22 protein-coding genes are annotated in these 22,511 nt (G+C 69.6%); 11 read left to right on the top strand and 11 right to left on the bottom strand.

Annotated features, from left to right (window positions below; all coding sequences use genetic code 11):
* Window position 1: 1 nt before the first annotated feature.
* From VV867_RS26450 to nudE, 6 genes are all read right to left on the bottom strand, one after another.
* Complete coding sequence (locus VV867_RS26450) at window positions 2-1,867, bottom strand: Na/Pi cotransporter family protein (RefSeq protein WP_328567986.1); 1,866 nt, start codon at window positions 1,865-1,867, stop codon at window positions 2-4.
* 44 nt (window positions 1,868-1,911) lie between these two features.
* On the bottom strand, window positions 1,912-2,253 hold the full coding sequence (locus VV867_RS26445; protein ID WP_089390985.1) for a multidrug transporter: 342 nt from the start codon (window positions 2,251-2,253) through the stop codon (window positions 1,912-1,914).
* A gap of 85 nt (window positions 2,254-2,338) precedes the next feature.
* Window positions 2,339-2,917 (bottom strand): lysophospholipid acyltransferase family protein, encoded by a 579-nt coding sequence (locus tag VV867_RS26440; RefSeq protein WP_109935086.1) that lies wholly within the window; start codon window positions 2,915-2,917, stop codon window positions 2,339-2,341.
* Between the two features lie 112 nt (window positions 2,918-3,029).
* Window positions 3,030-3,842: a bifunctional DNA-formamidopyrimidine glycosylase/DNA-(apurinic or apyrimidinic site) lyase gene (gene mutM, locus VV867_RS26435; protein ID WP_109935085.1), complete on the bottom strand. Its 813-nt coding sequence runs from the start codon at window positions 3,840-3,842 to the stop codon at window positions 3,030-3,032.
* A gap of 238 nt (window positions 3,843-4,080) precedes the next feature.
* Window positions 4,081-4,899 (bottom strand): 3'(2'),5'-bisphosphate nucleotidase CysQ, encoded by an 819-nt coding sequence (gene cysQ / locus VV867_RS26430; RefSeq protein WP_109935084.1) that lies wholly within the window; start codon window positions 4,897-4,899, stop codon window positions 4,081-4,083.
* On the bottom strand, window positions 4,899-5,465 hold the full coding sequence (gene nudE, locus VV867_RS26425) for an ADP compounds hydrolase NudE (RefSeq protein ID WP_089390989.1): 567 nt from the start codon (window positions 5,463-5,465) through the stop codon (window positions 4,899-4,901). The genes cysQ and nudE overlap by 1 nt, the downstream gene beginning before the upstream one ends.
* 114 nt (window positions 5,466-5,579) lie before the next feature.
* Here nudE and yrfG point away from each other — a divergent pair, with 114 nt between their 5' ends.
* Window positions 5,580-6,242 carry a GMP/IMP nucleotidase gene (gene yrfG, locus VV867_RS26420; protein WP_109935083.1) on the top strand — a complete coding sequence of 221 codons (663 nt, stop codon included), beginning with the start codon at window positions 5,580-5,582 and terminating at the stop codon, window positions 6,240-6,242.
* Between the two features lie 96 nt (window positions 6,243-6,338).
* Here yrfG and lysM read toward each other — a convergent pair whose 3' ends face one another.
* A complete protein-coding gene (lysM, locus tag VV867_RS26415) occupies window positions 6,339-6,776 on the bottom strand; it encodes a peptidoglycan-binding protein LysM (RefSeq protein WP_109935082.1) in 438 nt (145 codons plus the stop codon).
* A gap of 251 nt (window positions 6,777-7,027) precedes the next feature.
* Between lysM and fdhD the strand changes: the two genes are divergently transcribed.
* From fdhD to VV867_RS26395, 4 genes are all read left to right on the top strand, one after another.
* Complete coding sequence (gene fdhD / locus VV867_RS26410) at window positions 7,028-7,852, top strand: formate dehydrogenase accessory sulfurtransferase FdhD (RefSeq protein ID WP_328567985.1); 825 nt, start codon at window positions 7,028-7,030, stop codon at window positions 7,850-7,852.
* Between the two features lie 14 nt (window positions 7,853-7,866).
* Window positions 7,867-10,188: an FdhF/YdeP family oxidoreductase gene (locus VV867_RS26405; protein WP_109935080.1), complete on the top strand. Its 2,322-nt coding sequence runs from the start codon at window positions 7,867-7,869 to the stop codon at window positions 10,186-10,188.
* A gap of 334 nt (window positions 10,189-10,522) precedes the next feature.
* Window positions 10,523-11,011: a hypothetical protein gene (locus tag VV867_RS26400; RefSeq protein WP_109935079.1), complete on the top strand. Its 489-nt coding sequence runs from the start codon at window positions 10,523-10,525 to the stop codon at window positions 11,009-11,011.
* 110 nt (window positions 11,012-11,121) lie between these two features.
* Window positions 11,122-11,541: a glycine zipper domain-containing protein gene (locus tag VV867_RS26395; protein WP_109935078.1), complete on the top strand. Its 420-nt coding sequence runs from the start codon at window positions 11,122-11,124 to the stop codon at window positions 11,539-11,541.
* Window positions 11,542-11,812: 271 nt separating this feature from the next.
* On the opposite strand, the gene VV867_RS26390 is transcribed toward VV867_RS26395, so the two are convergent.
* The 3 genes from VV867_RS26390 to VV867_RS26380 all read right to left on the bottom strand — a co-directional run bounded on the left by VV867_RS26390 (window position 11,813) and on the right by VV867_RS26380 (window position 14,658).
* Window positions 11,813-12,244 carry an acyl-CoA thioesterase gene (locus VV867_RS26390; protein ID WP_328567984.1) on the bottom strand — a complete coding sequence of 144 codons (432 nt, stop codon included), beginning with the start codon at window positions 12,242-12,244 and terminating at the stop codon, window positions 11,813-11,815.
* Window positions 12,245-12,251: 7 nt separating this feature from the next.
* Window positions 12,252-13,415 carry an iron-containing alcohol dehydrogenase gene (locus VV867_RS26385; protein WP_328567983.1) on the bottom strand — a complete coding sequence of 388 codons (1,164 nt, stop codon included), beginning with the start codon at window positions 13,413-13,415 and terminating at the stop codon, window positions 12,252-12,254.
* 448 nt (window positions 13,416-13,863) lie between these two features.
* Window positions 13,864-14,658 carry a thymidylate synthase gene (locus VV867_RS26380; protein ID WP_328567982.1) on the bottom strand — a complete coding sequence of 265 codons (795 nt, stop codon included), beginning with the start codon at window positions 14,656-14,658 and terminating at the stop codon, window positions 13,864-13,866.
* 230 nt (window positions 14,659-14,888) lie between these two features.
* Here VV867_RS26380 and VV867_RS26375 point away from each other — a divergent pair, with 230 nt between their 5' ends.
* The 5 genes from VV867_RS26375 (at window position 14,889) to VV867_RS26355 (ending at window position 21,173) form a co-directional block, all read left to right on the top strand.
* Complete coding sequence (locus tag VV867_RS26375; RefSeq protein ID WP_328567981.1) at window positions 14,889-15,389, top strand: sugar dehydrogenase complex small subunit; 501 nt, start codon at window positions 14,889-14,891, stop codon at window positions 15,387-15,389.
* A gap of 2 nt (window positions 15,390-15,391) precedes the next feature.
* On the top strand, window positions 15,392-16,975 hold the full coding sequence (locus VV867_RS26370) for a GMC family oxidoreductase (RefSeq protein WP_328567980.1): 1,584 nt from the start codon (window positions 15,392-15,394) through the stop codon (window positions 16,973-16,975).
* A 2-nt stretch (window positions 16,976-16,977) separates the two neighbouring features.
* The gene (locus VV867_RS26365) at window positions 16,978-18,258 is read left to right on the top strand and encodes a cytochrome c (protein ID WP_328567979.1); all 1,281 of its coding nucleotides are present in this window, start codon (window positions 16,978-16,980) and stop codon (window positions 18,256-18,258) included.
* 121 nt (window positions 18,259-18,379) lie between these two features.
* Window positions 18,380-20,755 carry a tetratricopeptide repeat protein gene (locus tag VV867_RS26360; protein WP_328567978.1) on the top strand — a complete coding sequence of 792 codons (2,376 nt, stop codon included), beginning with the start codon at window positions 18,380-18,382 and terminating at the stop codon, window positions 20,753-20,755.
* Window positions 20,756-20,855: 100 nt separating this feature from the next.
* Complete coding sequence (locus VV867_RS26355; protein ID WP_275627935.1) at window positions 20,856-21,173, top strand: DUF2388 domain-containing protein; 318 nt, start codon at window positions 20,856-20,858, stop codon at window positions 21,171-21,173.
* Between the two features lie 73 nt (window positions 21,174-21,246).
* Here VV867_RS26355 and VV867_RS26350 read toward each other — a convergent pair whose 3' ends face one another.
* Entirely contained in the window at window positions 21,247-21,612 is a 366-nt protein-coding gene (locus VV867_RS26350) for a helix-turn-helix domain-containing protein (RefSeq protein ID WP_328567977.1), read from the bottom strand.
* 173 nt (window positions 21,613-21,785) lie between these two features.
* On the opposite strand from VV867_RS26350, the gene VV867_RS26345 reads away from it, so the two are divergent.
* Window positions 21,786-22,112, top strand: coding sequence for a DUF2388 domain-containing protein (locus tag VV867_RS26345; RefSeq protein WP_328567976.1), 327 nt, complete (start codon window positions 21,786-21,788; stop codon window positions 22,110-22,112).
* Window positions 22,113-22,511: the final 399 nt, after the last annotated feature.

The following is a 22,511-nucleotide window of genomic DNA, read 5'->3' as shown; positions in this document are numbered from 1 at the left end:
GTCAGGGCACCAGCAGCGGCGACGCCTCGTCGGCGGCGCGCTCGGGCAGGGCGCCGTCCAGGCCCTGCTCGACGCGCAGCTGCAGCACGTTGCGCAGGCTCTGCACGATACGGCTGGCGTAACCCAGGTCGTTCATCAGCGAGCTGGTCTGGGCGCCGTCCAGTTCATGGCGGCGCACCGCGGCGAACAGGTGGTTGCGGAAGGCGCCGTCGAACTGCGCGGCCTGCTCGTCGAACAGCGCCAGGCGCGCGGCCCAGGCGCCTTCCGGTAGCTGGCGGGGGTCCAGGGCGCCGATGGCGCGTACCTCGCGCAGCGCGCCCAGCAGGTGGCGGCGCAGTTCCAGGTAGCAGTCCCGCGCCACCGAAGGCTCGCCCTGCAGGGCCACGCCCAGGTTCTTCTGCAGGTGCTTGGCGTCCTTCACCGCGTCCACCAGTTGCAGCGCCGCCACCTGGCAGGCCATCCAGAAATGCTGGTGGGCCTCGTCCAGCGGCGTCTCCAGGCGCCCCATGAAGCTCAGCAGGTCGCCGTACACGCCCTTGATGTGCTGCTGGTAGAGCGCCTGGGCGTCCATGGCGAAGCGCTCCGGCCCCGCCTGCAGGGCGGCCTCGTCCACCTTCGGCTGGTTGAGCAGGTCCACCGGCAGGTAGAGCGCGTGGCAGATCACCTCGATGCTCAGGCGCCCCAGGTGCTGCAGCTCCTGGGTCACCGCGCTGGCGGCGGCGTCCGCCGAGTCCAGGGCGCGCTCGCTGAGGTAGCGCGCATGGGTGCGCTCCGGCAGTGGCGCCGCCGTCGCCGGGGCCAGGTCGGTGATCAGCACCGAAGGCTCCTCCACGTCCGGCAGCCAGCGGATCAGCCACTGCGCCAGGCACGTCTGCAGCGGCCAGAACAGCAACACTCCCATGCCGTTGAACAGGGTATGGAACAGCGCCAGCTGGATCAGCAGGTTGTCGCCCAGGCCGACCTGGGCGGTCAGCCAGCGCACCAGCCAGGTCAACGGCGCCAGCAGGGCGAAGGCGAGTACCCCGCTGACCAGGTTGAACAGCACGTGGGCCAGGGCCAGGCGCTGGCCGTTGCGGTTGCCGCCCAGGGAGCCGACGAAGGCGGTGGTGACGCTGCTGCCGACGTTGGAGCCGATGGCGATGGCCAGGCTCTGGCCCAGCTCCAGCTGGCCGCCGGCCAGGGCCGCCAGGGTCAGCATCAGGGTGGCATGGCTGGACTGCAGCACCACGGTGATCAGCGTGCCGATGCCGACGAACAGCAAGGCCCCCAGCACGCCTTCGGCCTGCAGGCCGGTCATGTCCAGGGCGTCGCCGAAGCTGGAGAAGCCGTCCTTGATCTGGTCGATGCCCAGGAAGATGAAGGCGATGCCCATGAGGATGCGCCCGGCGGCCTTGCTCTTCGGCCCGTTGAAGCCGGCCAGCACGCCGAACACCAGCAGCGGCAGGGCCAGGGGGCTGAGGCTCAGGTTCTGCCCGGCCAGGGCCAGCAGCCAGATGCCGCTGGTGGCGCCGAGGTTGGCGCCGAAGAGGATGGCGATGCCGCTGGCCAGCTGGATCAGCCCGGTGCTGATGAAGGCGATGGTGAGCAGCGAGACCAGGGTGCTGGACTGCAGCACGAAGGTGCCGCACAGGCCGAACAGCAGGCTCTTGGACGGTGTCGAGGTGCTGCGTTCGAGCCACAGCTCCAACTGGCTGCCGGCCAGGTCGCGCAGGCCCTCCTCCAGGCACTGCATGCCGAACAGGAACAGCGCCAGGCCGGCGCCCAGCTGCAGCAGCCCGGCGCTGGACCAGAAGGCGTAGCCGAGCACGCCCGCCGCCAGCAGCAGGAGCAGCGGGCGCAGGTGCTTCTTCAATTCGCTACGGGCCATGACCCCCTCGGGAAGGGCGCGCCGGCATCACCGGCGCGGCAGGGTCAGTCCTGCTTGTAGCCGCTTTCGGTGCAGCCCAGGCAGCGCACGAAGGTGGCCTTGCCCGGGTCCACCACCAGGGCCTGGCCGGCTTCCTTGACGTTGCCGCCCAGGGCGGTGAACGGCAGGCTGACGATGAAGGCCGCGGTGCCGATCACGGTGGCGCCCAGCAGCAGCGGGCGGGCGATGATCAGGTCGCCGAGCATCTTGTAGAACGGCGGCGAGTTGGTGCTGTAGATCGGGTCCCCGCTGGAGGTGTTGCTGATCGCGTCGGAGGCCTGGGCGGGAACGGCCGACAGGCCGAGGGTCAGGGCCAGAACGACGGCCAGGGCGCGGAACAGGTTCATGGCGTAAATCCTTTTTCATGCTGGGTTGGCAGGCAGACTGCCATTAACTATATCAGCGCGACAGGGCTTGTCAGCGTGATGGCCATCAACCGCCGAGGAAGGCGTATGCCGGCTTGCGCGGTACGAAGGGGCGGTAGAAGGCCAGCATCCGCCCCAGGTCGGCCGCTTCGTCGCCGCTGGGCCAGAACGGCTCGCCGATGACGATGCGCCGGTTGCCGTAGTCCAGCGCGGCCAACACCACCGGAACCCCGGCGCCGCGGGCGATGTGGTAGAAGCCCATCTTCCAGCGCTCGACCTTCTTGCGCGTGCCCTCGGGGGAGATGATCAACATCATCTCGCGGCTGTCGCGGAAGGCCTGCACCGCCTGGTCCACGGTGTTCAGCTTGAGGTGGCGCCGGATCGGGATGCCGCCCCAGCGCCGCAACAGGCCGCCGAACGGCCGGCGGAACAGGGTGTGCTTGGCGAACCAGCGGGCGTTCAGGCGCAGCACGAACTTGGCCGCCAGGAACAGCATGAAATCCCAGTTGGAGGTGTGGTGCGCGCCTATCACCACGAACTTGTCCAGGGCCGGCAGCGCGCCTTCGATGCGCCAGCCGGCGGCTTTCAGCATGCTGCGGCCGAGCCACTCGGCGAAAGGGTTGGGGGGCAGGTAGTTGCCGGACATCGATGGACCTTCTTGTTGTTATGGGTGCAGGACATGGTTCGCGAGCAAGCTCGCTCCTACAGACGGCCGCTCTTCGCGAACCGCCCAATAGCAATAGCGGAAAAGCGCCCGCTCAGCGTTGGCAGCGCGGACAGTAGACGCTGGCGCGCTGGCCCAGGCGCACCTCGCGCAGGGTGCCGCCGCAGACCTTGCAGAACTCCCCGCCGCGGCCGTAGACGAACAGCTCCTGCTGGAAGTAGCCCGGCTGGCCGTCGCCGCCGACGAAGTCGCGCAGGGTGGTGCCGCCGCGCTCGATGGCGATGGCCAGGATGCGCTTGATCTCCTCGGCCAGCTTCAGGTAGCGCGCCCGCGAGATGCTCCCGGCCTCGCGGCGCGGGTCGATGCCGGCGGCGAACAGCGCCTCGGTGGCGTAGATGTTGCCCACCCCGACCACCACGGCGTTGTCCATGATGAACGGCTTGACCGCCATGCTGCGGCCGCGGGACAGCTGGAACAGGCGCTCGCCCTCGAAGGCGTCGGTCAGCGGCTCCGGGCCCAGGTGGCGCAGCAACTCGTGCTCCAGCGGCGCCTGGCTCCAGAGCAGCGCGCCGAAGCGCCGCGGGTCGGTGTAGCGCAGCGCCAGGCCCGACTCCAGCTCGATGTCCACGTGCTCGTGCTTGGCCGCCGCCAGCCCGCATTCCACCAGGCGCAGGCTGCCGGACATGCCCAGGTGGCTGATCAGCGTGCCCGCCTCGGCCTCCAGCAGCAGGTACTTGGCCCGCCGCCCCACGCTCAGGATGCGCTGCCCGGACAGGCGCACGTCCAGGTCCTCGGGCACCGGCCAGCGCAGGCGCCGGTCGCGGACGACCACACGGCTGACGCGCTGGCCTTCGAGATAGGGCGCGATGCCCCGGCGGGTGGTTTCGACTTCGGGTAATTCAGGCATGGAAAGTCACGGCGATGATGATCGGTCTGTAGGCGCAAGCTTGCTCGCGAACCGCTTCGCTTGCCAGTAGGAGCTGGCCCTGCCCGCGAAATCGCGCGCAGGGCGCGCTCCTACAGGGGAATGGCGCGGAGGCGTGGCGTAGGAGCGGATCTTATCCGCGAATCGCGCCGGTGTGTCCGGCTATCGCGGACAAGGTCCGCTCCTACGGGAAGCGATTTCGCGCGCAGGGCGCGTGAAATCAATCCAGCGCGCGGGCCAGCTGGATCAGCTCGTCGCGCCAGGCGGCCGCCTTCGGCAGGGCCAGGAAGGAGCCGTTCAGGTAATCCTCGCGGGCCTCGTAGGTGAAGGCCTCGCCGCGCAGGTCCAGCACTTCGCCGCCGGCGCCTTCCAGTACGCCCTGGGCCGCGGCGGTGTCCCACTGCGAGGTGGGCGCCAGGCGCGGGTAGCAGTCGGCCGCGCCCTCGGCGAGCAGGCAGAACTTCAACGAGCTGCCGATGTTGGCCAGCGTCAGGTCGCCGAAGCGCTCGCCCAGGCCGGCCAGCAGGCGCTCCTGGGCCGGGCTGGAGTGGCGCTTGCTGGCCACCACGGTGAAGGCTTCGGCGGGCGCGTTGCGCACGCTGATCGGTTCCGGCGCGCCGCCCGCGTCCTGGCGCCAGGCGCCCAGACTGGCGCCGCCGTGGTAGCAGCGGCCGGTGGCCGGCACGCCCACCACGCCGAACAGCACCTTGCCGTGCTCGATGAGGGCGACGTTGACGGTGAATTCCTCGCTGCCGGCGATGAACTCCTTGGTGCCGTCCAGCGGATCGACCAGCCACCAGCGCGACCACTGGCGGCGCTCGGCCAGGGCGATGGCGCAGTCCTCCTCGGACAGCACCGGCACTTCCGGCGCCAGCGCCCGCAGGCCCTCTTCCAGCACACGGTGGGCGGCCAGGTCGGCGGCGGTCACCGGCGAGGCATCGGCCTTCACGTCGACTTTCAGTTCGCTGCGCCAGAACGGCAGGATGACGTCGCCGGCGCGCTGTACCAGCGCCACGACGGATGGAATCAGGTCTTGCATCAGAGCTGCAGCTCCCCACGCTGGGTCAGGATATCGCGCACCAGGTAGAGCGCGGCCAGGGCGCGGCCTTCGCTGAAGGCGGCGTTCTGCGCCAGGCTCGACAGCTCGCGCAGGTTGATGCGGTCCACCCGCAGCGGCTCAGGCTCGTCGCCCGGCAGGCTTTCGGGGTAGAGGTCGCGGGCCAGCACCACCTGGATGCGCTGGCTCATGTAGCCCGGCGACAGCGACAGCTCGGTGATGTGCTCCAGCCGCCCGGCGCCGTAGCCGGCTTCTTCCTTCAGCTCGCGGTTGGCCGCGGCCAGCACGTCCTCGCCCGGCTCCACCAGCCCCTTGGGCAGCGACAGCTGGTACTCGTCGACGCCGGCGCAGTATTCCTCCACCAGCACCGCGTGCTCGGCGTCCAGCAGCGCCACCACCATCACCGCGCCGTAGCCCTGGCCCTTGCCCACCAGGCGCTCGTAGGTCCGCTCGACGCCGTTGGCGAAGCGCAATTGCAGCTCTTCGACTGCGAACAGGCGGCTCTTGGCGACGATCTCGCGGGCGAGCACCTCGGGTTTCTGACGCATGGGACGACTCCTGGGGCGGGTCCGGGTGGGCTATGATACCCGCCTTTTCCGATAATCCGTGCCGAACCTTGCGCCCCGGCGGCGACAGGGCGGCACTTCGCGACAGGGCAGAGCATGCCACGCCTGGACTGGGCCGGGATCGACAGCGTATTGCTGGACATGGACGGCACCCTTCTCGACCTGCACTTCGACAACCATTTCTGGCTGCAGCACCTGCCGCAGCGCTACGCCGAGCACCACGGCATCAGCCGCGAGCAGGCCGACGCCGAGCTGCTGCCGCTGTTCCGCGACAACGCCGGGCAGCTCAACTGGTATTGCCTGGACTTCTGGAGCCGCGAACTGAGGCTGTCGGTCCGCGACCTCAAGCGCGAGGTGGCGCACCTGATCGCCCTGCGCCCGGACGCCGACACCTTCCTCGCCGCATTGCGCGGCGCCGGCAAGCGCGTGGCGCTGATCACCAACGCGCACCGCGATTCGCTGTCGCTGAAGCTGGAACGGGTGGAGCTGGCGCCCTGGTTCGACCGCCTGATCAGCTCCCACGACTACGGCTTCCCCAAGGAAGACCAGCAGTTCTGGCAGGCCCTGCACGCCGACTTCGGCTTCGAGCCGGCGCGCAGCCTGTTCATCGACGACAGCCTGCCGATCCTGCGCAGCGCCCGCACCTTCGGCATCGCCCACCTGCTGGCGGTACGCCAGCCGGACAGCCGCCAGGGCGCAAAGGACACCGCGGAATTCGCGGCGGTGGACGACTATCGCAACCTGATCGAGGGGCTTTAAGAGCGGCTACAGGCTACAGGCCGCAGGCTGCAGGCTGCAGGCAAAAGCCCAGCCCGCTCTCGCCTGCAGCCTGCCGCCTGAAGCCTGCCGCCGCTTTTATTCCGGAATCCGCAGCACCTGCCCCGGGTAGATCTTGTCCGGGTGGCTGAGCATCGGTTTGTTGGCCTCGAAGATCTTCATGTAGGCGTTGGCGTTGCCGTACTCGGCCTTGGCGATGGCGCTCAGGGTGTCGCCCTTCTTCACCGTCACGAAGCGCGCCTCCGGCGCCGCCTGGGCCACGGTGATGCTGTCCTCCACGCCGGCCACGCCCTCGACGTTGCCCAGCGCCAGGAGGATCTTCTCCTTCTCTTCCTGGCTGGCCGCCTCGCCGCTGACGATCACCTTGTCGCCCTCGACGCTGACCTGGATGTTCGGGTTGCCCAGGCCGACCTTGGCCACGTGCTCCTTCAGCGACTCGGCGGCCTGCGCCTTGTCGCCCAGCAGGCCGCCCAGCAGCTTCTCGCCGGCTTCCTTAACGAATGACAGAATGCCCATGTCCTTTCTCCTTGCGATTAGAGTTCCTGCGGCCGGCTCAGGGCTGACCGCGCCGCCAGGAAGTCTAGACGCCAGCGCCGGGGGCAACGATAGGAGCCGTCCGAAAGCCGCCGGCCGCCGACGAAAAGCCCGCGACGGACACCGCGGCGCCGTGATAGATGGCGTCGATCAAGGCATTGGCACTACCGATTAGACGCTCCCGCGGCGGGGCCCTAGGCTGGCGTCACTATTCCAATACAGGGCCCCAGCCCATGCCTTGCCAGCCCCAATGCCCGGCGCCCGCGGATGCCACGGCCCGCGGCGCCTATGCCTACGCCGAACTGGGCGCCGAGCCCGCTTCCGACCGCGCCGAGCTGGCCGAGGAGGTGGCCCTGGCGATCGCCTACAACGGCCTGAGCCAGGCCGTGATGATGACCTCCCCCGAGGACATCGAGGACTTCATCCGCGGCTTCAGCCTGAGCGCCGGCCTGGTCGAGTCCATCGACGACATCTATGACATCCGCCTGAACCGCTTCGCCGAGGCCGTCAGCGCCGAGGTGCAGATATCGAGCCGGGCCTTCTGGGCGCTCAAGCAGCAACGCCGGCGCCAGGCCGGCACCAGCGGCTGCGGCCTGTGCGGCGTGGAGGCGCTCGAGCAGGCACTGCCCGAACTGCGTCCGCTGGAGCCGGCGCCGCTGCCGCCGGCGGCCCACCTGCTGGGCCTGCGCCAGCGCATCGACCAGGTGCAGAAGCTGGCGCGGCGCAGCGGCGCGCTGCATGCGGCGCTCCATGTCGACGGCGCCGGCCAGGTCGCCCTCTGCCGCGAGGACATCGGCCGGCACAACGCCCTCGACAAGCTGATCGGCGCGCTCAAGCGGCGGCGCCTGGACTGCCGCGACGGCTTCGCCGTGGTCACCAGCCGCTGCAGCCTGGAGCTTATCCACAAGGCCGTGCGCGCCGGCATAGCCACCCTGGTCAGCCTGTCCGCGCCCACCGCGCTCACCGTCGAGTGGGCGCGCCGGCACCGGCTGAACCTGATCCACCTCCCCCATCACAACGCGCCGCGGGTCTACAGCCCGGCGCCGGCCCCCCACTGACGCCCGACATCCCGATGAGCCTGCAACCGATCAACCCCCGTTACCAACCCTACAAGGGCCCGGCCGCCGGCTGGGGCGCGCTGATCAGCGTCACGCGCTTCTGGCTGGACAGCAAGCAGCCGTTCAAGAACCTGCGCGCGCTGCTCAAGACCAACCAGAACGGCGGCTTCGACTGCCCCGGCTGCGCCTGGGGCGACTCCCCCGAGGACGGCCGGGTGAAGTTCTGCGAGAACGGCGCCAAGGCAGTGAACTGGGAAGCCACCAAGCGCCGCGTGGACGCCGCCTTCTTCGCCCGCCACAGCGTCAGCGCGCTGCGCCAGCAGAGCGACTACTGGCTGGAGTACCAGGGCCGGCTGACCGAGCCGATGCGCTACGACCGCGCCAGCGACCGCTACGTGCCGGTCGGCTGGGACGAGGCCTTCGCCCTGGTGGCGAAACACCTGCACAGCCTGGAAAGCCCCGACCAGGCCGAGTTCTATACCTCCGGCCGGGCCAGCAACGAGGCGGCCTTCCTCTACCAGCTGTTCGTCCGCGCCTTCGGCACCAACAACTTCCCGGACTGCTCGAACATGTGCCACGAGGCCAGCGGCGTGGCCCTGGGGCAGAGCGTCGGGGTCGGCAAGGGCACCGTCACCTTCGACGATTTCGAGCACGCCGACGCCATCTTCGTGTTCGGCCAGAACCCCGGCACCAACCACCCGCGCATGCTCGAACCACTGCGCGAGGCGGTGAAGCGCGGCGCCCAGGTGGTGGCCTTCAACCCGCTCAAGGAGCGCGGCCTGGAACGCTTCCAGCATCCGCAACACGCCCTGGAGATGCTGACCAACGGTTCCGAACCGCTGAACACCGCGTTCTTCCGCCCCGCCCTGGGCGGCGACATGGCCGCCGTGCGCGGCATGGCCAAGTTCCTCCTGCAGTGGGAGCGCGAGGCCCAGGCCAAGGGCGAGCCGGCGGTGTTCGACCACGCCTTCATCGCCGAACACACCCACGGCGTCGAGGCCTACCTGGCCGAACTGGATGCCACCGCCTGGGACGCCATCGAGCGCCAGTCGGGCCTGAGCCTGGCCGAGATCGAGGCGGCGGCGGCCATGTACCGCCGCGCCGAGCGCGTCATCATGTGCTGGGCCATGGGCCTGACACAGCACCGCCATTCGGTGCCGACCCTCCAGGAAGTGGTCAACCTGCAACTGCTACGCGGCAACATCGGCCGGCCCGGCGCCGGCCTGTGCCCGGTGCGCGGCCACAGCAACGTGCAGGGCGACCGCACCATGGGCATCAACGACCGGCCGCCGGCGGCGCTGCTCGACGCCCTGGAGAAGCGCTTCGCCTTCAAGGTGCCGCGGCACAATGGCCACAACACCGTAGAGGCCATCAACGCCATGCTCGAAGGCCAGGCCAGGGTCTTCATCGGCCTGGGCGGCAACTTCGCCCAGGCCACGCCGGACAGCCCGCGCACCCACAGCGCCCTGCAGCGCTGCGCGCTGACCGTGCACATCAGCACCAAGCTCAACCGCAGCCACCTGACCTGCGGCGAGGACGCGCTGATCCTGCCCTGCCTGGGCCGCACCGACATCGACCGCCAGGCCGGCGGCCCGCAGGCGGTGACCGTGGAAGACTCCTTCAGCATGCTCCACGCCTCCTACGGCCAGCTGGAGCCTCTGTCGGCGCAGATGCGCTCGGAACCGGCGATCATCGCCGGCATGGCCAAGGCCACCCTGGGCGACCACCCGGTGGACTGGGACGCGCTGATCGCCGACTACGACCGCATCCGCGAGCTGATCGCCGACACCATCCCCGGCTTCGCCGACTTCAACCAGCGGCTGAAGCACCCCGGCGGCTTCTACCTGGGCAACGCGGCCAGGGAGCGGCGCTGGAACACCGCCAGCGGCCTGGCCAACTTCAGTGCCGCGCCGCTACCCGAGGACCTGCTGCCGGAACAGGTGCGCCGCACCGGCGAGCGCCCCCACCTGATCCTCCAGACACTGCGCTCCCACGACCAGTACAACACCACCATCTACGGCCTGGACGACCGCTACCGCGGCGTGCGCGGCCAGCGCGAGGTGGTCTTCGCCAACGAGGCGGACATCCGCCGGCTGGGCTTCGAGCCCGGGCAGAAGGTGGACATGGTTTCGCTGTGGGACGATGGCGTGGAACGGCGGGTCAGCGGCTTCACCCTGCTGGCCTTCGACATCCCCGCGGGCCAGGCGGCCGCCTACTACCCGGAGACCAACCCGCTGGTGCCGCTGCAGAGCCACGGCGAGGGCAGCTTCACCCCGACCTCGAAGTTCGTCGCGGTACGCCTGGAAAACGCCCGGGACGACGGCCGCATCCTCTGAGGCGGGGGCAAGCCATGGGCGGATGGCCACGAAGGCTCATCCGCCCTGCGCGTTCGTCCGGAAAATTCGATGGGAAGGTCCGAGGCCGGCCTGAGGTTTTCGAGTGCGCCCTCATCGCGTGAAATGCCATCATTGCAACAGCACTTTGTGTGAATAACACGCGAAATTCGTACCCTCGGAATGTCATTCAGACAGCCCGAAATAGAAAAAGTTCTGTCCTTAAATCAAATACTTGCATTTTTTGATGAAAGTCGCGTCACTCGTCGGCAGAGGCTTGTAAGCCTTGTCACGCAACAGCAGCATCGGCGCCAACATCCACACAGAGAACCTCTCTATGAAGTACTCCTCGATGCTCCTGTTGTCTCTTGCGCTGGTCGGTGGTTCCGCCTTCGCGGACGGCGACACCCGTGCCGGCGTCGGTGGCGCCCTGGGCGGGGTATTGGGTACCGTCGTCGGCCAGGCGGTCGGCGGCAGCACCGGCGCAGCCATTGGCGCCGGTGTCGGTGGCGCGGCCGGCGGTGCGGTCGGCGCCCGCCATGGCAACAAGACCGAAGCGGCCATCGGCGGTGGCCTCGGAGCAGCCGGCGGCCAGGTCATCGGCAACAAGATCGGCGGCAGCACCGGCGGCCTGATCGGCGCGGCCCTGGGCGGCGGCGGCGGTGGCGCGCTGGGCAACCACTATGCCGACAGCAACCGCCACGACGATGACGACGACTACCGCGGCTACCGCCGCGCCCGCTACGACGACCGTCGCCACTGGCATGACAATGGCCGTCATCGCGGCTGGTACAAGCACCATCGTCGCCACAAGCACTGGGATTGACCCAGGGCAGGCGCCCCGCGATAAACCCTGCAGCTCAGCCGGACACCCTTGTCCGGCTGTTTTGCGTTCGGAACAATGCTTCCGACGCTCCCCCTCTGAAAGGTTAGAACATGCGCAAGACTCTCTCGGCCCTGGCCCTCGGCCTGGTCGCCAGCCAGTACGCCCTGGCCGGCGACAACACCAACGCGGCGGTCGGTAGCGGCCTGGGCGGTGCCCTGGGCAATGTCGTCGGCGGCGCCCTGGGCGGCAGCACCGGCGCGGCCATCGGCGCCGGCGTCGGCGGTGCGGCTGGCGGCGCCGTGGGCGCCAAGGACGGCAAGAAGACCGAGGCCGCCATCGGCGGCGGCCTGGGCGCGGCCGGCGGCTCGGTGCTGGGCAACAAGGTCGGCGGCTCCACCGGCGCAGCCATCGGCGCCGGCCTGGGCGGCGCAGCCGGCGGCGCGGTGGGCAGCTCGCTGGCCGATGACGACGACCACCACGACGGCGGCCACAAGCACAAACACAAGCGCAAGCATAAGCACCGCGACTGAGCCAGCGGTCGCTCGGGCAAGACAAAAACGCCGTTTCCTCCCTGAGAGGAAACGGCGTTTTTCATGGTGCCCGGCGTCCCTGACCGTAGCGGATCTGTGCCGGCTGCGCCGCCCAGGCCGGCACCGATGGCCGCGCCAGGCTGCTCTTCGTAGGAGCGAGCTTGCTCGCGAACAGGTTCCGCAGCGGGGACTCATTCGCGAGCAAGCTCGCTCCTACGAGAGGCCGTGCCTGCCGCTGCGCGCTCCTGCAGGAATATGACGAGACCTGGCCTCAGCCGACCAGCAGCACCTGCATGGCCTCGCGCAGGCCGGCGGGAATCGGCACCGGGCGGTTGCTCGCGCGTTCGACGAAGACGTGCACGAAGCGCCCGGCGGCGCAGGCCAGTTCCTCGCCCTCGCGGAACACCGCCAGCTCGTACTGCACCGAACTGCTGCCCAGCTTGCCGACGCGCAGGCCGACCTCGATGCGTTCGGGGAAGGCCACCGGGGCGAAGTAGTCGCAGCTGGAGCTGACCACGAAGCCGACCACCTCGCCGTCGTGGATGTCCAGCCCGCCCCGTTCGATCAGGTAGGTGTTCACCGCGGTGTCGAAGAAGCCGTAGTAGGTCACGTTGTTCACATGGCCATAGACGTCGTTGTCGTGCCAGCGCGTGGTGATCGGCTGGAAGTGCCGGTAGTCGGCGCGGCTGGGGTGTTCGCTCATGTCGTCCTCAGTAGGCGGCGCGGTAGATCGCCAGGGCATCGGCCTCGCCGACCTCGCGCGGGTTGTTGACCAGCAGGCGCTGCTGCTGCATGGCGTCGCTGGCCAGCACGACCAGCGCGTGCTCCGGCACGCCGGCATCGCGCAGCCGCGAAGGCAGGCCGCAGCGCGGGCTGAGGGCCGCCAGTTCGTCGATGAACTGCTCGACCAGGCCGTCGCGGTCGCCGGCGCGCAGACGCTCGCCAAGCAGCAACGGCGCCAGCTCCGCATACAGCGCAGCGGCGGCCGGCGCATTGAAGCGCATCACCTCCGGCAGCACCAGGGCATTGGACAGGCCGTGGGGAATGTGGAAGTGCCCGCCCAGCGGGTAGGCCAGGGCGTGCACCGCCGCCACCGGCGCGTTGGCGAAGGCCTGGCCGGCCAGGCAGGCGCCCAGCAGCATGGCCTGGCGCGCCTCGCGGTTGGCGCCGTGGTGCACCACCGCATCGAGGTTCTGCGCCAGCAGGCGCAGGGCCTCGCGGGCCAGCAGGTCGGACAGCGGGTTCTTCTTCAGCTTGCTGGTATAGGCCTCGATGGCGTGGACCATGGCGTCGATGCCGGTGGCGGCGGTCACCGCCGGCGGCAGGCCGAGGGTCAGGTCGGCGTCGAGCAGCGCCAGGTCCGGCAGCAGGTGCGGGCTGACCACGCCGCTCTTGGTAGTGGCGCCAGTGGTGACGATGGCGATGGGGGTGACTTCCGAACCGGTGCCAGCGGTGGTCGGCACCTGGATCAGCGGCAGCCGCGGGCCGCGGGCATTGCCCACGCCGAACAGCTCCGGCAGGGCCTGGGTCGCCTGCGGGTGGGCCAGCAGCGCCACCAGCTTGGCCACGTCCATGGAACTGCCGCCACCGAAGCCGACGACCAGTTGCGCGCCCATCTCCAGCGCCTGCATGGCGGCCTGCAGGACCACAGCCTCCGGCGGGTCCGCCAGCACCTGGTCGAACACCCGCACCGCCACCCCGGCGGCGGCGAAGCCCGGCAGCACCCCGTCGAGCAAGCCCAGGCGGGTGATGCCGGGGTCGCTGACGATGAGCACGCGCGCCGCGCCGCGCTCCCGGCAAAGCGCGCCGAGGCGGGCGGCGGAGCCGCTTTCGCAGAGGATCTGCGCGGTGGTGGCGAAGCTGAAAGGCTGCATGACGTTTCCCCGTTGTTATCGTTGTACAGCGGAAAGGGCATGGCGCGCCGCGACCTTCGCTCAGGGCACGGCACAAGTGCATCGGGGCCGTCCGGACGGCGACGGGCGATCGGGCCAGCATAGCAAGGCGTGGCGATCAGGCGGAACCTTGTATCGCTATGCGGAATGAAGCACTACCAATCGAATGGATAGCGCACCGGCGGGCGGTATCTACGAAGAGCACAGCACCTTGGCGCGATTGAAAACAACGTAGGAGCGGACCTTGTCCGCGATAGCCGGACATCCCGGCGCGGTTCGCGGATGAGATCCGCTCCTACGCTACGCCCCCGCGCCATTCCCATGTAGGAGCGCGCCCTGCGTGCGAAATCGCGGACGGAGTCCGCTCCTGGGGAAGGACGGAACGGGAAGAAGGCCCCCGCCGCATGGGCGGGGGCGGAGAGGCAAGCGATCAGACGGCGACGGGCGCCCTGATGTGCGGATGGGCTTCGTAGCCGACCAGTTCGAAGTCCTCGAAGCGGAAGTCGAACAGGTCCTTCACCGCCGGGTTGAGCTTCATGGTCGGCAGCGCCAGCGGCTCGCGGGTCAGCTGCAGGTCGGCCTGCTCCAGGTGGTTGGCGTACAGGTGGCAGTCGCCGCCGGTCCAGATGAAGTCGCCCGGCTGCAGGCCGGCGACCTGCGCCACCATCAGCGTCAGCAGGGCGTAGCTGGCGATGTTGAAGGGCACGCCGAGGAAGATGTCCGCCGAGCGCTGGTACAGCTGGCAGCTGAGCTTGCCGTCGGCGACGTAGAACTGGAACAGCGCGTGGCACGGCGGCAGGGCCATCTCGTCGATCAGCGCCGGGTTCCAGGCCGAGACGATCAGCCGGCGCGAGTCCGGGTTGTTCTTCAGCATCGTCATCAGGTTGGCGATCTGGTCGATGTGGCGGCCGTCCGGCGCCGGCCAGGAGCGCCACTGGTAGCCGTAGACCGGGCCCAGCTCGCCGTTCTCGTCGGCCCATTCGTCCCAGATGGAGACGCCGTTTTCCTTCAGGTAGGCGATGTTGGTCGAACCCTTGAGGAACCACAGCAGCTCGTGGACGATCGATTTCAGGTGGCACTTCTTGGTGGTCACCAGGGGGAAGCCTTCGCCCAGGTCGAAGCGCATCTGATGGCCGAACACGCTGTAGGTGCCGGTGCCGGTACGGTCGCTCTTGAAGGTGCCGTGCTCGCGCACGTGGCGCATCAGGTCGAGGTACTGTTTCATGGAAAACCCGTGTCGTAGAGAGGTCCGCGATGCACGCCGAAGGTTCGGCGCGGGCGCATTCGCCCTGCAGAATCGCGAGATGCCGCAATACTAAGGGGCAGGCCCGCGTATCGCCACCCTTGGTTGGCGCGCGCCGACGATAAGCCAGAAGGCCGGGCACGACCCGGCCCGCGACACCGTGATCCCTCCGCGGCCCCGGGCCGCCGCTGCCTGTTGAACGAGAGGTCCGCATGCCAGACCAGCCACGCTTTTCCCTGTCCCGCCGGCGCCTGCTGGCCATGGCCTGCGGCGGCGCCGTGGCCGGTGGCCTGCTGCTGGGCCCGGCGGCCATGGCCTGGGCCGCGCTGACGCCCCAGGCCGAGGCGGAGCTGGCGATCTTCATGACGCTGTCGCAGCGCCTGACCGGCCGCAGCAACCTCGACCCACGCATCGGCCAGCGCCTGTACCTGGCCCTGGCGCAGCGCGACACCGCCCTCGCCCAGAGCCTGGGCGAGCTGCAGGCGCGCCTGGGCGACGGCCCGCAGCGCTGGGGCGAGCGCCAGCAGTGGCTGGCCCGGCAGATCCTCGCCGCCTGGTACCTGGGCTACGTCGGCGAGGACGAGCGCCCCAGCCTGGTCACCTACGAGGGCGCCCTGATGTTCCGCGCCGTGGACGACGTGCTGCTGCCGCGCAGCTACTGCAGCAACCAGCCGGGCTTCTGGGCCGCGCAACCGGTCGAGCGGGGGGCCTGAGCATGGCCGACACGCAAAGCGCCGACTACGTGGTGGTCGGCTCCGGCGTCGCCGGCGCCTTGGTCGCCCACCAGTTGGCCCTGGCCGGCAAGGACGTGCTGATCCTCGAGGCCGGCCCGCGGCTGTCGCGCTGGGAGATCGTCGAGCGCTTCCGCAACCAGGCCGACAAGTCCGACAACCAGGCGCCCTACCCGTCCATGGCCCACGCGCCGCACCCGCAGTACCACCCGGACAACCACTACCTGGTGCAAAAAGGCGAGCACCCCTACGACGTGCAGTACCTGCGCGTGGTCGGCGGCACCACCTGGCACTGGGCGGCCTCGGCCTGGCGCTTCCTGCCGGCCGACTTCAGGCTGCGCAGCCTGTACGGCGTGGGCCGCGACTGGCCTATCGAATATGCCGAGCTGGAGCCCTGGTACCAGCGCGCCGAACAGGCCCTCGGCGTCTGGGGCCCGGCCGACGAGGACCTGGGCTCGCCGCGCAGCCAGCCCTACCCCATGGCGCCGCTGCCGCTGTCGTGGAACGAGCAGCGGGTGAAGGACGTGCTCAACGCCAACGGCTACCGCGTGGTCACCGAACCGGTGGCGCGCAACAGCCGCCCCTACGACCAGCGGCCGACCTGCTGCGGCAACAACAACTGCATGCCGATCTGCCCGATCGGCGCCATGTACAACGGCATCGTCCACGTCGAGAAGGCCGAGGCCGCCGGCGCCCGGCTGATGGACAACAGCGTGGTGTTCCAGCTGGAAAAGGGCGATGGCGGGCGCCTGGTCGCGGCCCTCTGCAAGGACCCGCAGGGCAACGAGACGCGGGTGGAGGGCAAGGTCTTCGTGCTCGCCGCCAACGGCGTGGAGACGCCCAAGCTGATGCTGATGTCCGAGGCCGGCAACGCTTCGGGCATGGTCGGCCGCAACCTCATGGACCACCCCGGCACCGCGGTGCGCTTCTACGCCAGCGAGAAGCTCTGGCCCGGACGCGGGCCGCAGGAGATGACCTCGATGGTCGGCTTCCGCGACGGCGCCTTCCGCAGCCAGTACGCGGCGAAGAAGATCCACCTGTCCAACCTCTCGCGGGTCGACCAGGTGACCGCCGAGCTGATCCGCCAGGGCCCGCTGCTGCCGGGCCGCGAGCTGGAGGCGCAGATCCGCGAGCGCGCCGCGCGCTTCGTGCGCTTCGACAGCTTCCACGAGATCCTGCCGCGCCCGGAGAACCGCATCCTGCCCAGCGCCAGCGAGCGCGACGCCCTGGGCATCCCCAAGCCGGAGTTCACCTACGCCATGGACGACTACGTGCGCCGCAGCGCGGCGCACACCCGCGAGGTCTACGCCCATGCCGCCAGGCTGCTCGGCGGCAGCGAGGTGCAGTTCGAAGACAGCTTCGCCAACAACAACCACATCGCCGGCACCGCGCTGATGGGCGACGACCCCGGCGACTCGGTGGTGGACCGCGACTGCCGCAGCCACGACCACCCCAACCTGTTCCTCGCCGGCAGCGCGGTGATGCCCACGGTGGGCTCGGTGAACTGCACACTGACCCTCGCCGCCCTCGCCCTGCGCCTGGCCGAGCGCCTGAAAGGGGAGGCCTGAGCATGTCCGCCCGCCTGCTGGCCGCCCTGCTCCTGCTGCCCTGCCTGGCCCGGGCCGCCCCGGCCCTGGACCCGGCGCCGGCCGAGTTGCTGCAGCGCGGCGAATACCTGGCCCGCGCCGGCGACTGCGCGGCCTGCCACACCGCCCCCGGCGGCCAGCCCTTTGCCGGCGGCCTGCCGCTGACCACCCCGCTGGGCGCGGTGCATTCCACCAACATCACCCCCGACCCGCGTACCGGCATCGGCGCCTACAGCTACGAGGATTTCGCCCGCGCCCTGCGCGAAGGCGTGGCCAAGGGCGGCCTGCACCTCTACCCGGCGATGCCCTACACCGCCTACGCCAAGATCGACGATACGGACATGCAGGCCCTCTACGCCTACTTCCTGCGCGGCGGCGTCGAGGCCGTGGCCCAGGCCAACCGCGACAGCGACATCCCCTGGCCGCTGAACATGCGCTGGCCGCTGGCCCTCTGGAACGCGCTGTTCCACGACGACCGCCCCTTCCAGCCCAACCCGAAGCAGAGCGAGGCCTGGAACCGCGGCGCCTACCTGGTGCAGGGCCTGGCCCACTGCGGCACCTGCCACACCCCGCGCGGCCTGGCCTTCCAGGAGAAGGCGCTGGACGAAAAGGCCGCCGGCTACCTCTCCGGCGCCGCCCTGGGCGGCTGGTACGCCTACAACATCACCAGCGACACCCACAGCGGCATCGGCGGCTGGAGCGATGCCGAGCTGGCGCAGTACCTGCGCAGCGGCCGCCTGCCCGGCAAGGCCCAGGCCGCCGGGCCCATGGCCGAGGCCGTGGAACACAGTTTCCAGTACCTGCGGCCTGCCGACCTGCAGGCGATCGCCGGCTACCTGCGCAGCGTCAGGGCGGTCGGCGACGGCGAGCGCAAGCCGCGCTTCGCCTGGGGCGAGCCCGCCGACGACCTGGTGGCGCTGCGCGGCGAGGACTTCGACGCCCAGGCCCGCGACGACGGCGCCCGGCTGTTCCTCGGCAACTGCGCCAGTTGCCACGGCTGGAGCGGCCAGGGCACGAAGGACGCCTACTACCCCATGCTCAGCCGCAATACCACGGTGGGCGCACGGCAGCCGGACAACCTGGTGCAGGTCGTGCTCACCGGCGTACACCGCGAAAGCGCCGGGCAGGAGGTGTTCATGCCCGGCTTCGCCGGCGCCCTCGACGACCAGCAGATCGCCACCCTGGTCAACTACCTCACGGCGCAGTTCGGCAATCCGGCGGTGAAGGTGGACAGCGCCCGGGTCGCTGCCATCCGCCAGCCCTGAACCTGGCCTCACACTCAAGGGTGAAGCCGGCCACCCCCCGGCCGGGGGTTTGACATCCCCCCGGCTGTCACTGAAGCTGCTGCCACCGTGATACATGCCTGCCCGAACAACGGACGTCCGCATGCAGAAGCCTGCCAAGAAGAAAGACCGGAAAGGGGCCGCACCGGCCCACACCCCCTCCACCCCGCGCCTGGCGCGGAACCTGGCCACCGCGCTGGTCGCCGTGCTGTTGCTGGCCAGCGCCGCCGCCTGGTGGTACGTGGAATACAGCGCCCCGTCGCTGCCCATCGCGGCCCCGCCCGTGCCCCCGGCGAAGCCCGTGGTGGCCGAGGCACCGAAGGCCGGCTTCGTCGACGAGCAGCAATGCCAGGGCTGCCACCAGGGTCAGTTCCAGGACTGGCAGGGTTCGCACCACCACAAGGCGATGCAGGTGGCCAGCGAGGCCAACGTGCTGGGCGACTTCGCCGACGTGAAGTTCAAGGGCGAGGCCGAAAACACCCGCTTCTTCCGCAAGGGCGGGGAATTCTGGGTCAACACGCCCGGCGCCGACGGCAAGCCGGCGGACTTCAAGGTGGCCTACACCTTCGGCGTGGCCCCGCTGCAGCAGTACCTGCTGGAATACCCCGGCGGCCGCCTGCAGGCCCTGGGCGTGGCCTGGGATACCCAGAAGCACCGCTGGTTCGAGCTCAACCCCGGGCAGCACGTCGACTTCAAGGACGAACTGCACTGGACGCGCCCGACGCAGAACGCCAACTTCATGTGCATCGAGTGCCACACCACCGACTTCAAGCGCAACTTCGACGCCGACAAGAACGCCTTCGCCAGCCACTGGCAGAGCCTGGGCGTCGGCTGCCAGGCCTGCCACGGCCCGACCTCGCGCCACCTGGAATGGGCGAAGAAGCCCGACGGCGACGCCAGCCGCGGCTTCGACAAGCCACTGGGCGCCAGCACCGCCGCCAGCGAGCTGGTGGAGAACTGCGCACGCTGCCACGCCCGCCGCGCGCCGCTGGGCGACGGCTTCCAGCACCGCCACCGGTTCATGGACGACTACCTGCCCAGCCTGCTGACCCGCGAGCTGTACCAGATCGACGGCAAGATCAAGGACGAGGTCTTCGAGTGGGGCTCCTTCACCCAGAGCAAGATGTTCGAGAAGGGCGTGAAGTGCACCGACTGCCACAACCCCCACAGCGGCCAGGTGAAGATCGCCGGCAACGGCCTCTGCCTGCAGTGCCACAACAAGGCCGGCAAGCCGGTGCGCCCGGGCATCGACGGCAAGGGCCTGCTGGCGAAGGACTACGACTCGCCCGAGCACCATCACCACGAACCCGGCACCCCGGGCGCGCAGTGCACCGCCTGCCACATGCCGGGCAAGTACTACATGGTCAACCACTACCGGCATGACCACAGCTTCAGCATCCCCGACCCGCAGCACGCGCAGAAGATAGGCGCGCCGGACGCCTGCATGGGCTGCCACCGCGACAGCGCCTCGAAGGTCGCCGAGCAGTTCCGCCTGTGGTACGCCAGCGACGCGAAGCAGCCCGGCAGCGTGCCGCGCTACGACGACACCCTGTGGAAGGCCCGCAACGGCCAGCCCGGCGCCTCGCGGGCGCTACACCTGCTGCTGGCCAGCAACGAACTGCCGGCGATCCGCCGCGCCACCCTGCTCGCCGAACTGCCCGCCTACCCCAGCTCGCGCTCCCTGGAGCTGGCCAGCCAGGGCCTGCGGGACGCCGACCCACAGGTGCGCAACGCCGCCATAGGCGCGGTCGCCGCCCTGGCCGGCCCGCCGCGCCAGGCGCTGCTGCTGGCGCCCCTGCTGGACGACCCGCTGCGCGCCGTGCGCCTCTCCGCCACCTGGCAGCTGGCGCAGTTGCCGCCGGAAGTGCGAGCCGGAGCCGGGCTGCAGGCGCCGCTGGCCAAAGGCCTGAAGGAGTACGAGGAAGTCCAGTTGAGCCTGGCCGAGCGCGCCGAGTCCAACCTCAACCGCGCCATGCTCTACCAGGCCACCGGCCGCGACGCCGAAGTGGAGCCGGCGCTGCGCGCGGCCCTGGTGCGCGACCCCGACTTCCTGCCGGCGCTGGTCAGCCTCTACCAGTGGCTGGAAGCCCGCCAGCGCCCCGACGAAGCCCGCCAGTTGCTGGACGGCGCGCTCAAGCGCCACTCGCAGTCGGGCCTGCTGCACCACGCCCTGGGCCTGGCGCTGATCCGCCAGGGCCAGCGCGACGCAGCGCTCAAGGAACTGCAGGAGGCGGTGCGCCTGGCCCCGGACAGCGCGCAGTTCCGCTACATCCTGGCCATCGGCCTGCACGACAGCGGCCAGGCCGACGCTGCCTGCCGCCAGTTGGAGCAACTGCTGCAGCGCCAGCCGGCGAACCGCGACGCACGCCTGGCGCTGATCGCCTACCTGCGCGAGATCGGCCAGCTGGAGAAGGTGCAGATGCAACTGGCCGAGCTGGAGCAGCAGAACCCCGACGACCCGGCGCTCAAGGGCGAATGACGGCGCGGTTCGGAAGCGCCCGATTCCACCGGGCGCTCCGGAACTCGCGGGCGGGCAGGCACTCTGAGGGGACGCGAACGCAGTCACCCAAGGAGCACCCATGCGTATCCCCGGAGCGGCCCTGGCCGTCGCCCTGTCCACCCTTCCCTTCGCCGCCGCCCAGGCCGAAGACGCCGGCTTCTGGCGCGGCGTGCTGTCCACCGGCGCCACCACCGCCTCCAGCTACCTGACCAGCCGCGACGACCACAAGCTGGTCGGCCCGCTGGCCGACGACGCCGGCAGCTTCGTCGCCAGCGCCGGCGCCATCCGCGGCCCCTGGCTGGAAGCCGAACTGCAGCGCCTGCGCAGCGACTACCCGCAGTTGCAGCAGCGCAGCGACCTGGAGCTGGCCAGCGCGCTGCTGGCCGGCGAACGCTGAACGGCAATCCCCCGACACGCAAAAGAAAAGCCCGCGCCCCTCACGGGGCAGCGGGCTTCCCGATGCACTGGCTTCAGGCGTATTCGGCGATCAGGCTCTCGGCGGGTATCCCCAGGTTGCGGTGCAGCTTGCGGATCATCGGCAGCGTCAGGCTGCGCTTGCCGGACAGCACCTCGTAGACGCGGTTGGGCTGGCCGATGGAAGGGACCAGGTCCTTGACGGTCAGGCCACCCTGCTCCATGCGGAACTTGATGGCCTCGATGGGATGCGGCGCCTCGATGGGGTAATGCCTGGTCTCATAGGCCTCGACCAGCGTCAGCAGCACTTCGAAACGATCCCCCTCGGGCGTACCGGGTTCCGGCTCATTGTCGAAATACGCGGACAGCTCCTTCAGGCTGGCCTTGTAGTCTTCATGGGTGTGGATGGGTCGGATGTTCATGCCATCACTCCGGCAGGGAAACTCATTCAAACGCAATCCTCGCGCATCGCTCACCCATTTTGTCGAAAACCGTGGCAACACGGGCCTGGGAATGGCCATCGGGAAGTTTCCCTGAACTAGCCGGCGCATATCCGGCTCATAAGGTCATGCGGACCTACGGAGGAGAAACTCCCATGCGCATGCTCAAACTGACCGGCATCCTCGCCCTCTTCAGCCTGCTGCCCCTGGCCCCGGCCATGGCCGACGGCTTCTGGCGCGACATCATCTCCTCCGGGGCCACCACCGCCTCGACCTACCTGACCTTCAAGCACGACCACAAGCTGATCCTCGCCGCCCGCGACGACGCCGGCAGCTACGTGGCCAGCGACGGCGCCATCCGCGGCCCCTACCTGGAAGCCGCGCTGCAGCGCCTGCGCAACGACCATCCGGAGCTGCAGCAACGCAGCGACATGGAGCTGGCCAATGCCATCCTGATGAGCCAGGAGGATGTGGCGCAGTAACGGCTCTTCGTAGGATGGGTTGGGCGAAACCCATGCGGTCGTGGCGATGGGTATCGCTGCGCTCAACGCCATCCCACGGATTGCCTCCACACCGTGCCCTTGTAGGAGCGCGCCCTGCGCGCGAATCGCGGGCAGGGCCCGCTCCTACAGGGAGGCTCGGCATTTCGAGCGGATTTCATCCAGACCGTAGGATGGGTCGAGCTTGCGAAACCCATGTGGTCGTGGCGATGGGTATCGCTGCGCTCAACGCCATCCCACGGATTGCCTCCACACCGTGTGCCCTTGTAGGAGCGCGCCCTGCGCGCGATTCGCGGGCAGGGCCCGCTCCTATGTATGGACTCACCCCCACCGTCAACCCGCTTTTGAACAGAGGAACCCGATTGCATCTATGTATTAGGC

Source organism: Pseudomonas sp. JH-2 (assembly GCF_036231725.1).
Taxonomy (GTDB): Bacteria; Pseudomonadota; Gammaproteobacteria; order Pseudomonadales; family Pseudomonadaceae; genus Pseudomonas; species Pseudomonas delhiensis.
Note: the sequence above shows the minus strand (reverse complement) of the source record. Positions and strands in the feature narration are given on the sequence as shown.

Excerpts from the sequence above, each read along its gene's own strand:
- VV867_RS26450 (WP_328567986.1), bottom strand. The coding sequence starts at position 1,867 with ATGGCCCGTAGCGAATTGAAGAAGCACCTGCGCCCGCTGCTCCTGCTG.
- VV867_RS26445 (WP_089390985.1), bottom strand. The coding sequence starts at position 2,253 with ATGAACCTGTTCCGCGCCCTGGCCGTCGTTCTGGCCCTGACCCTCGGC.
- VV867_RS26440 (WP_109935086.1), bottom strand. The coding sequence starts at position 2,917 with ATGTCCGGCAACTACCTGCCCCCCAACCCTTTCGCCGAGTGGCTCGGC.
- mutM (WP_109935085.1), bottom strand. The coding sequence starts at position 3,842 with ATGCCTGAATTACCCGAAGTCGAAACCACCCGCCGGGGCATCGCGCCC.
- cysQ (WP_109935084.1), bottom strand. The coding sequence starts at position 4,899 with ATGCAAGACCTGATTCCATCCGTCGTGGCGCTGGTACAGCGCGCCGGC.
- nudE (WP_089390989.1), bottom strand. The coding sequence starts at position 5,465 with ATGCGTCAGAAACCCGAGGTGCTCGCCCGCGAGATCGTCGCCAAGAGC.
- yrfG (WP_109935083.1), top strand. The coding sequence starts at position 5,580 with ATGCCACGCCTGGACTGGGCCGGGATCGACAGCGTATTGCTGGACATG.
- lysM (WP_109935082.1), bottom strand. The coding sequence starts at position 6,776 with ATGGGCATTCTGTCATTCGTTAAGGAAGCCGGCGAGAAGCTGCTGGGC.
- fdhD (WP_328567985.1), top strand. The coding sequence starts at position 7,028 with ATGCCTTGCCAGCCCCAATGCCCGGCGCCCGCGGATGCCACGGCCCGC.
- VV867_RS26405 (WP_109935080.1), top strand. The coding sequence starts at position 7,867 with ATGAGCCTGCAACCGATCAACCCCCGTTACCAACCCTACAAGGGCCCG.
- VV867_RS26400 (WP_109935079.1), top strand. The coding sequence starts at position 10,523 with ATGAAGTACTCCTCGATGCTCCTGTTGTCTCTTGCGCTGGTCGGTGGT.
- VV867_RS26395 (WP_109935078.1), top strand. The coding sequence starts at position 11,122 with ATGCGCAAGACTCTCTCGGCCCTGGCCCTCGGCCTGGTCGCCAGCCAG.
- VV867_RS26390 (WP_328567984.1), bottom strand. The coding sequence starts at position 12,244 with ATGAGCGAACACCCCAGCCGCGCCGACTACCGGCACTTCCAGCCGATC.
- VV867_RS26385 (WP_328567983.1), bottom strand. The coding sequence starts at position 13,415 with ATGCAGCCTTTCAGCTTCGCCACCACCGCGCAGATCCTCTGCGAAAGC.
- VV867_RS26380 (WP_328567982.1), bottom strand. The coding sequence starts at position 14,658 with ATGAAACAGTACCTCGACCTGATGCGCCACGTGCGCGAGCACGGCACC.
- VV867_RS26375 (WP_328567981.1), top strand. The coding sequence starts at position 14,889 with ATGCCAGACCAGCCACGCTTTTCCCTGTCCCGCCGGCGCCTGCTGGCC.
- VV867_RS26370 (WP_328567980.1), top strand. The coding sequence starts at position 15,392 with ATGGCCGACACGCAAAGCGCCGACTACGTGGTGGTCGGCTCCGGCGTC.
- VV867_RS26365 (WP_328567979.1), top strand. The coding sequence starts at position 16,978 with ATGTCCGCCCGCCTGCTGGCCGCCCTGCTCCTGCTGCCCTGCCTGGCC.
- VV867_RS26360 (WP_328567978.1), top strand. The coding sequence starts at position 18,380 with ATGCAGAAGCCTGCCAAGAAGAAAGACCGGAAAGGGGCCGCACCGGCC.
- VV867_RS26355 (WP_275627935.1), top strand. The coding sequence starts at position 20,856 with ATGCGTATCCCCGGAGCGGCCCTGGCCGTCGCCCTGTCCACCCTTCCC.
- VV867_RS26350 (WP_328567977.1), bottom strand. The coding sequence starts at position 21,612 with ATGAACATCCGACCCATCCACACCCATGAAGACTACAAGGCCAGCCTG.
- VV867_RS26345 (WP_328567976.1), top strand. The coding sequence starts at position 21,786 with ATGCGCATGCTCAAACTGACCGGCATCCTCGCCCTCTTCAGCCTGCTG.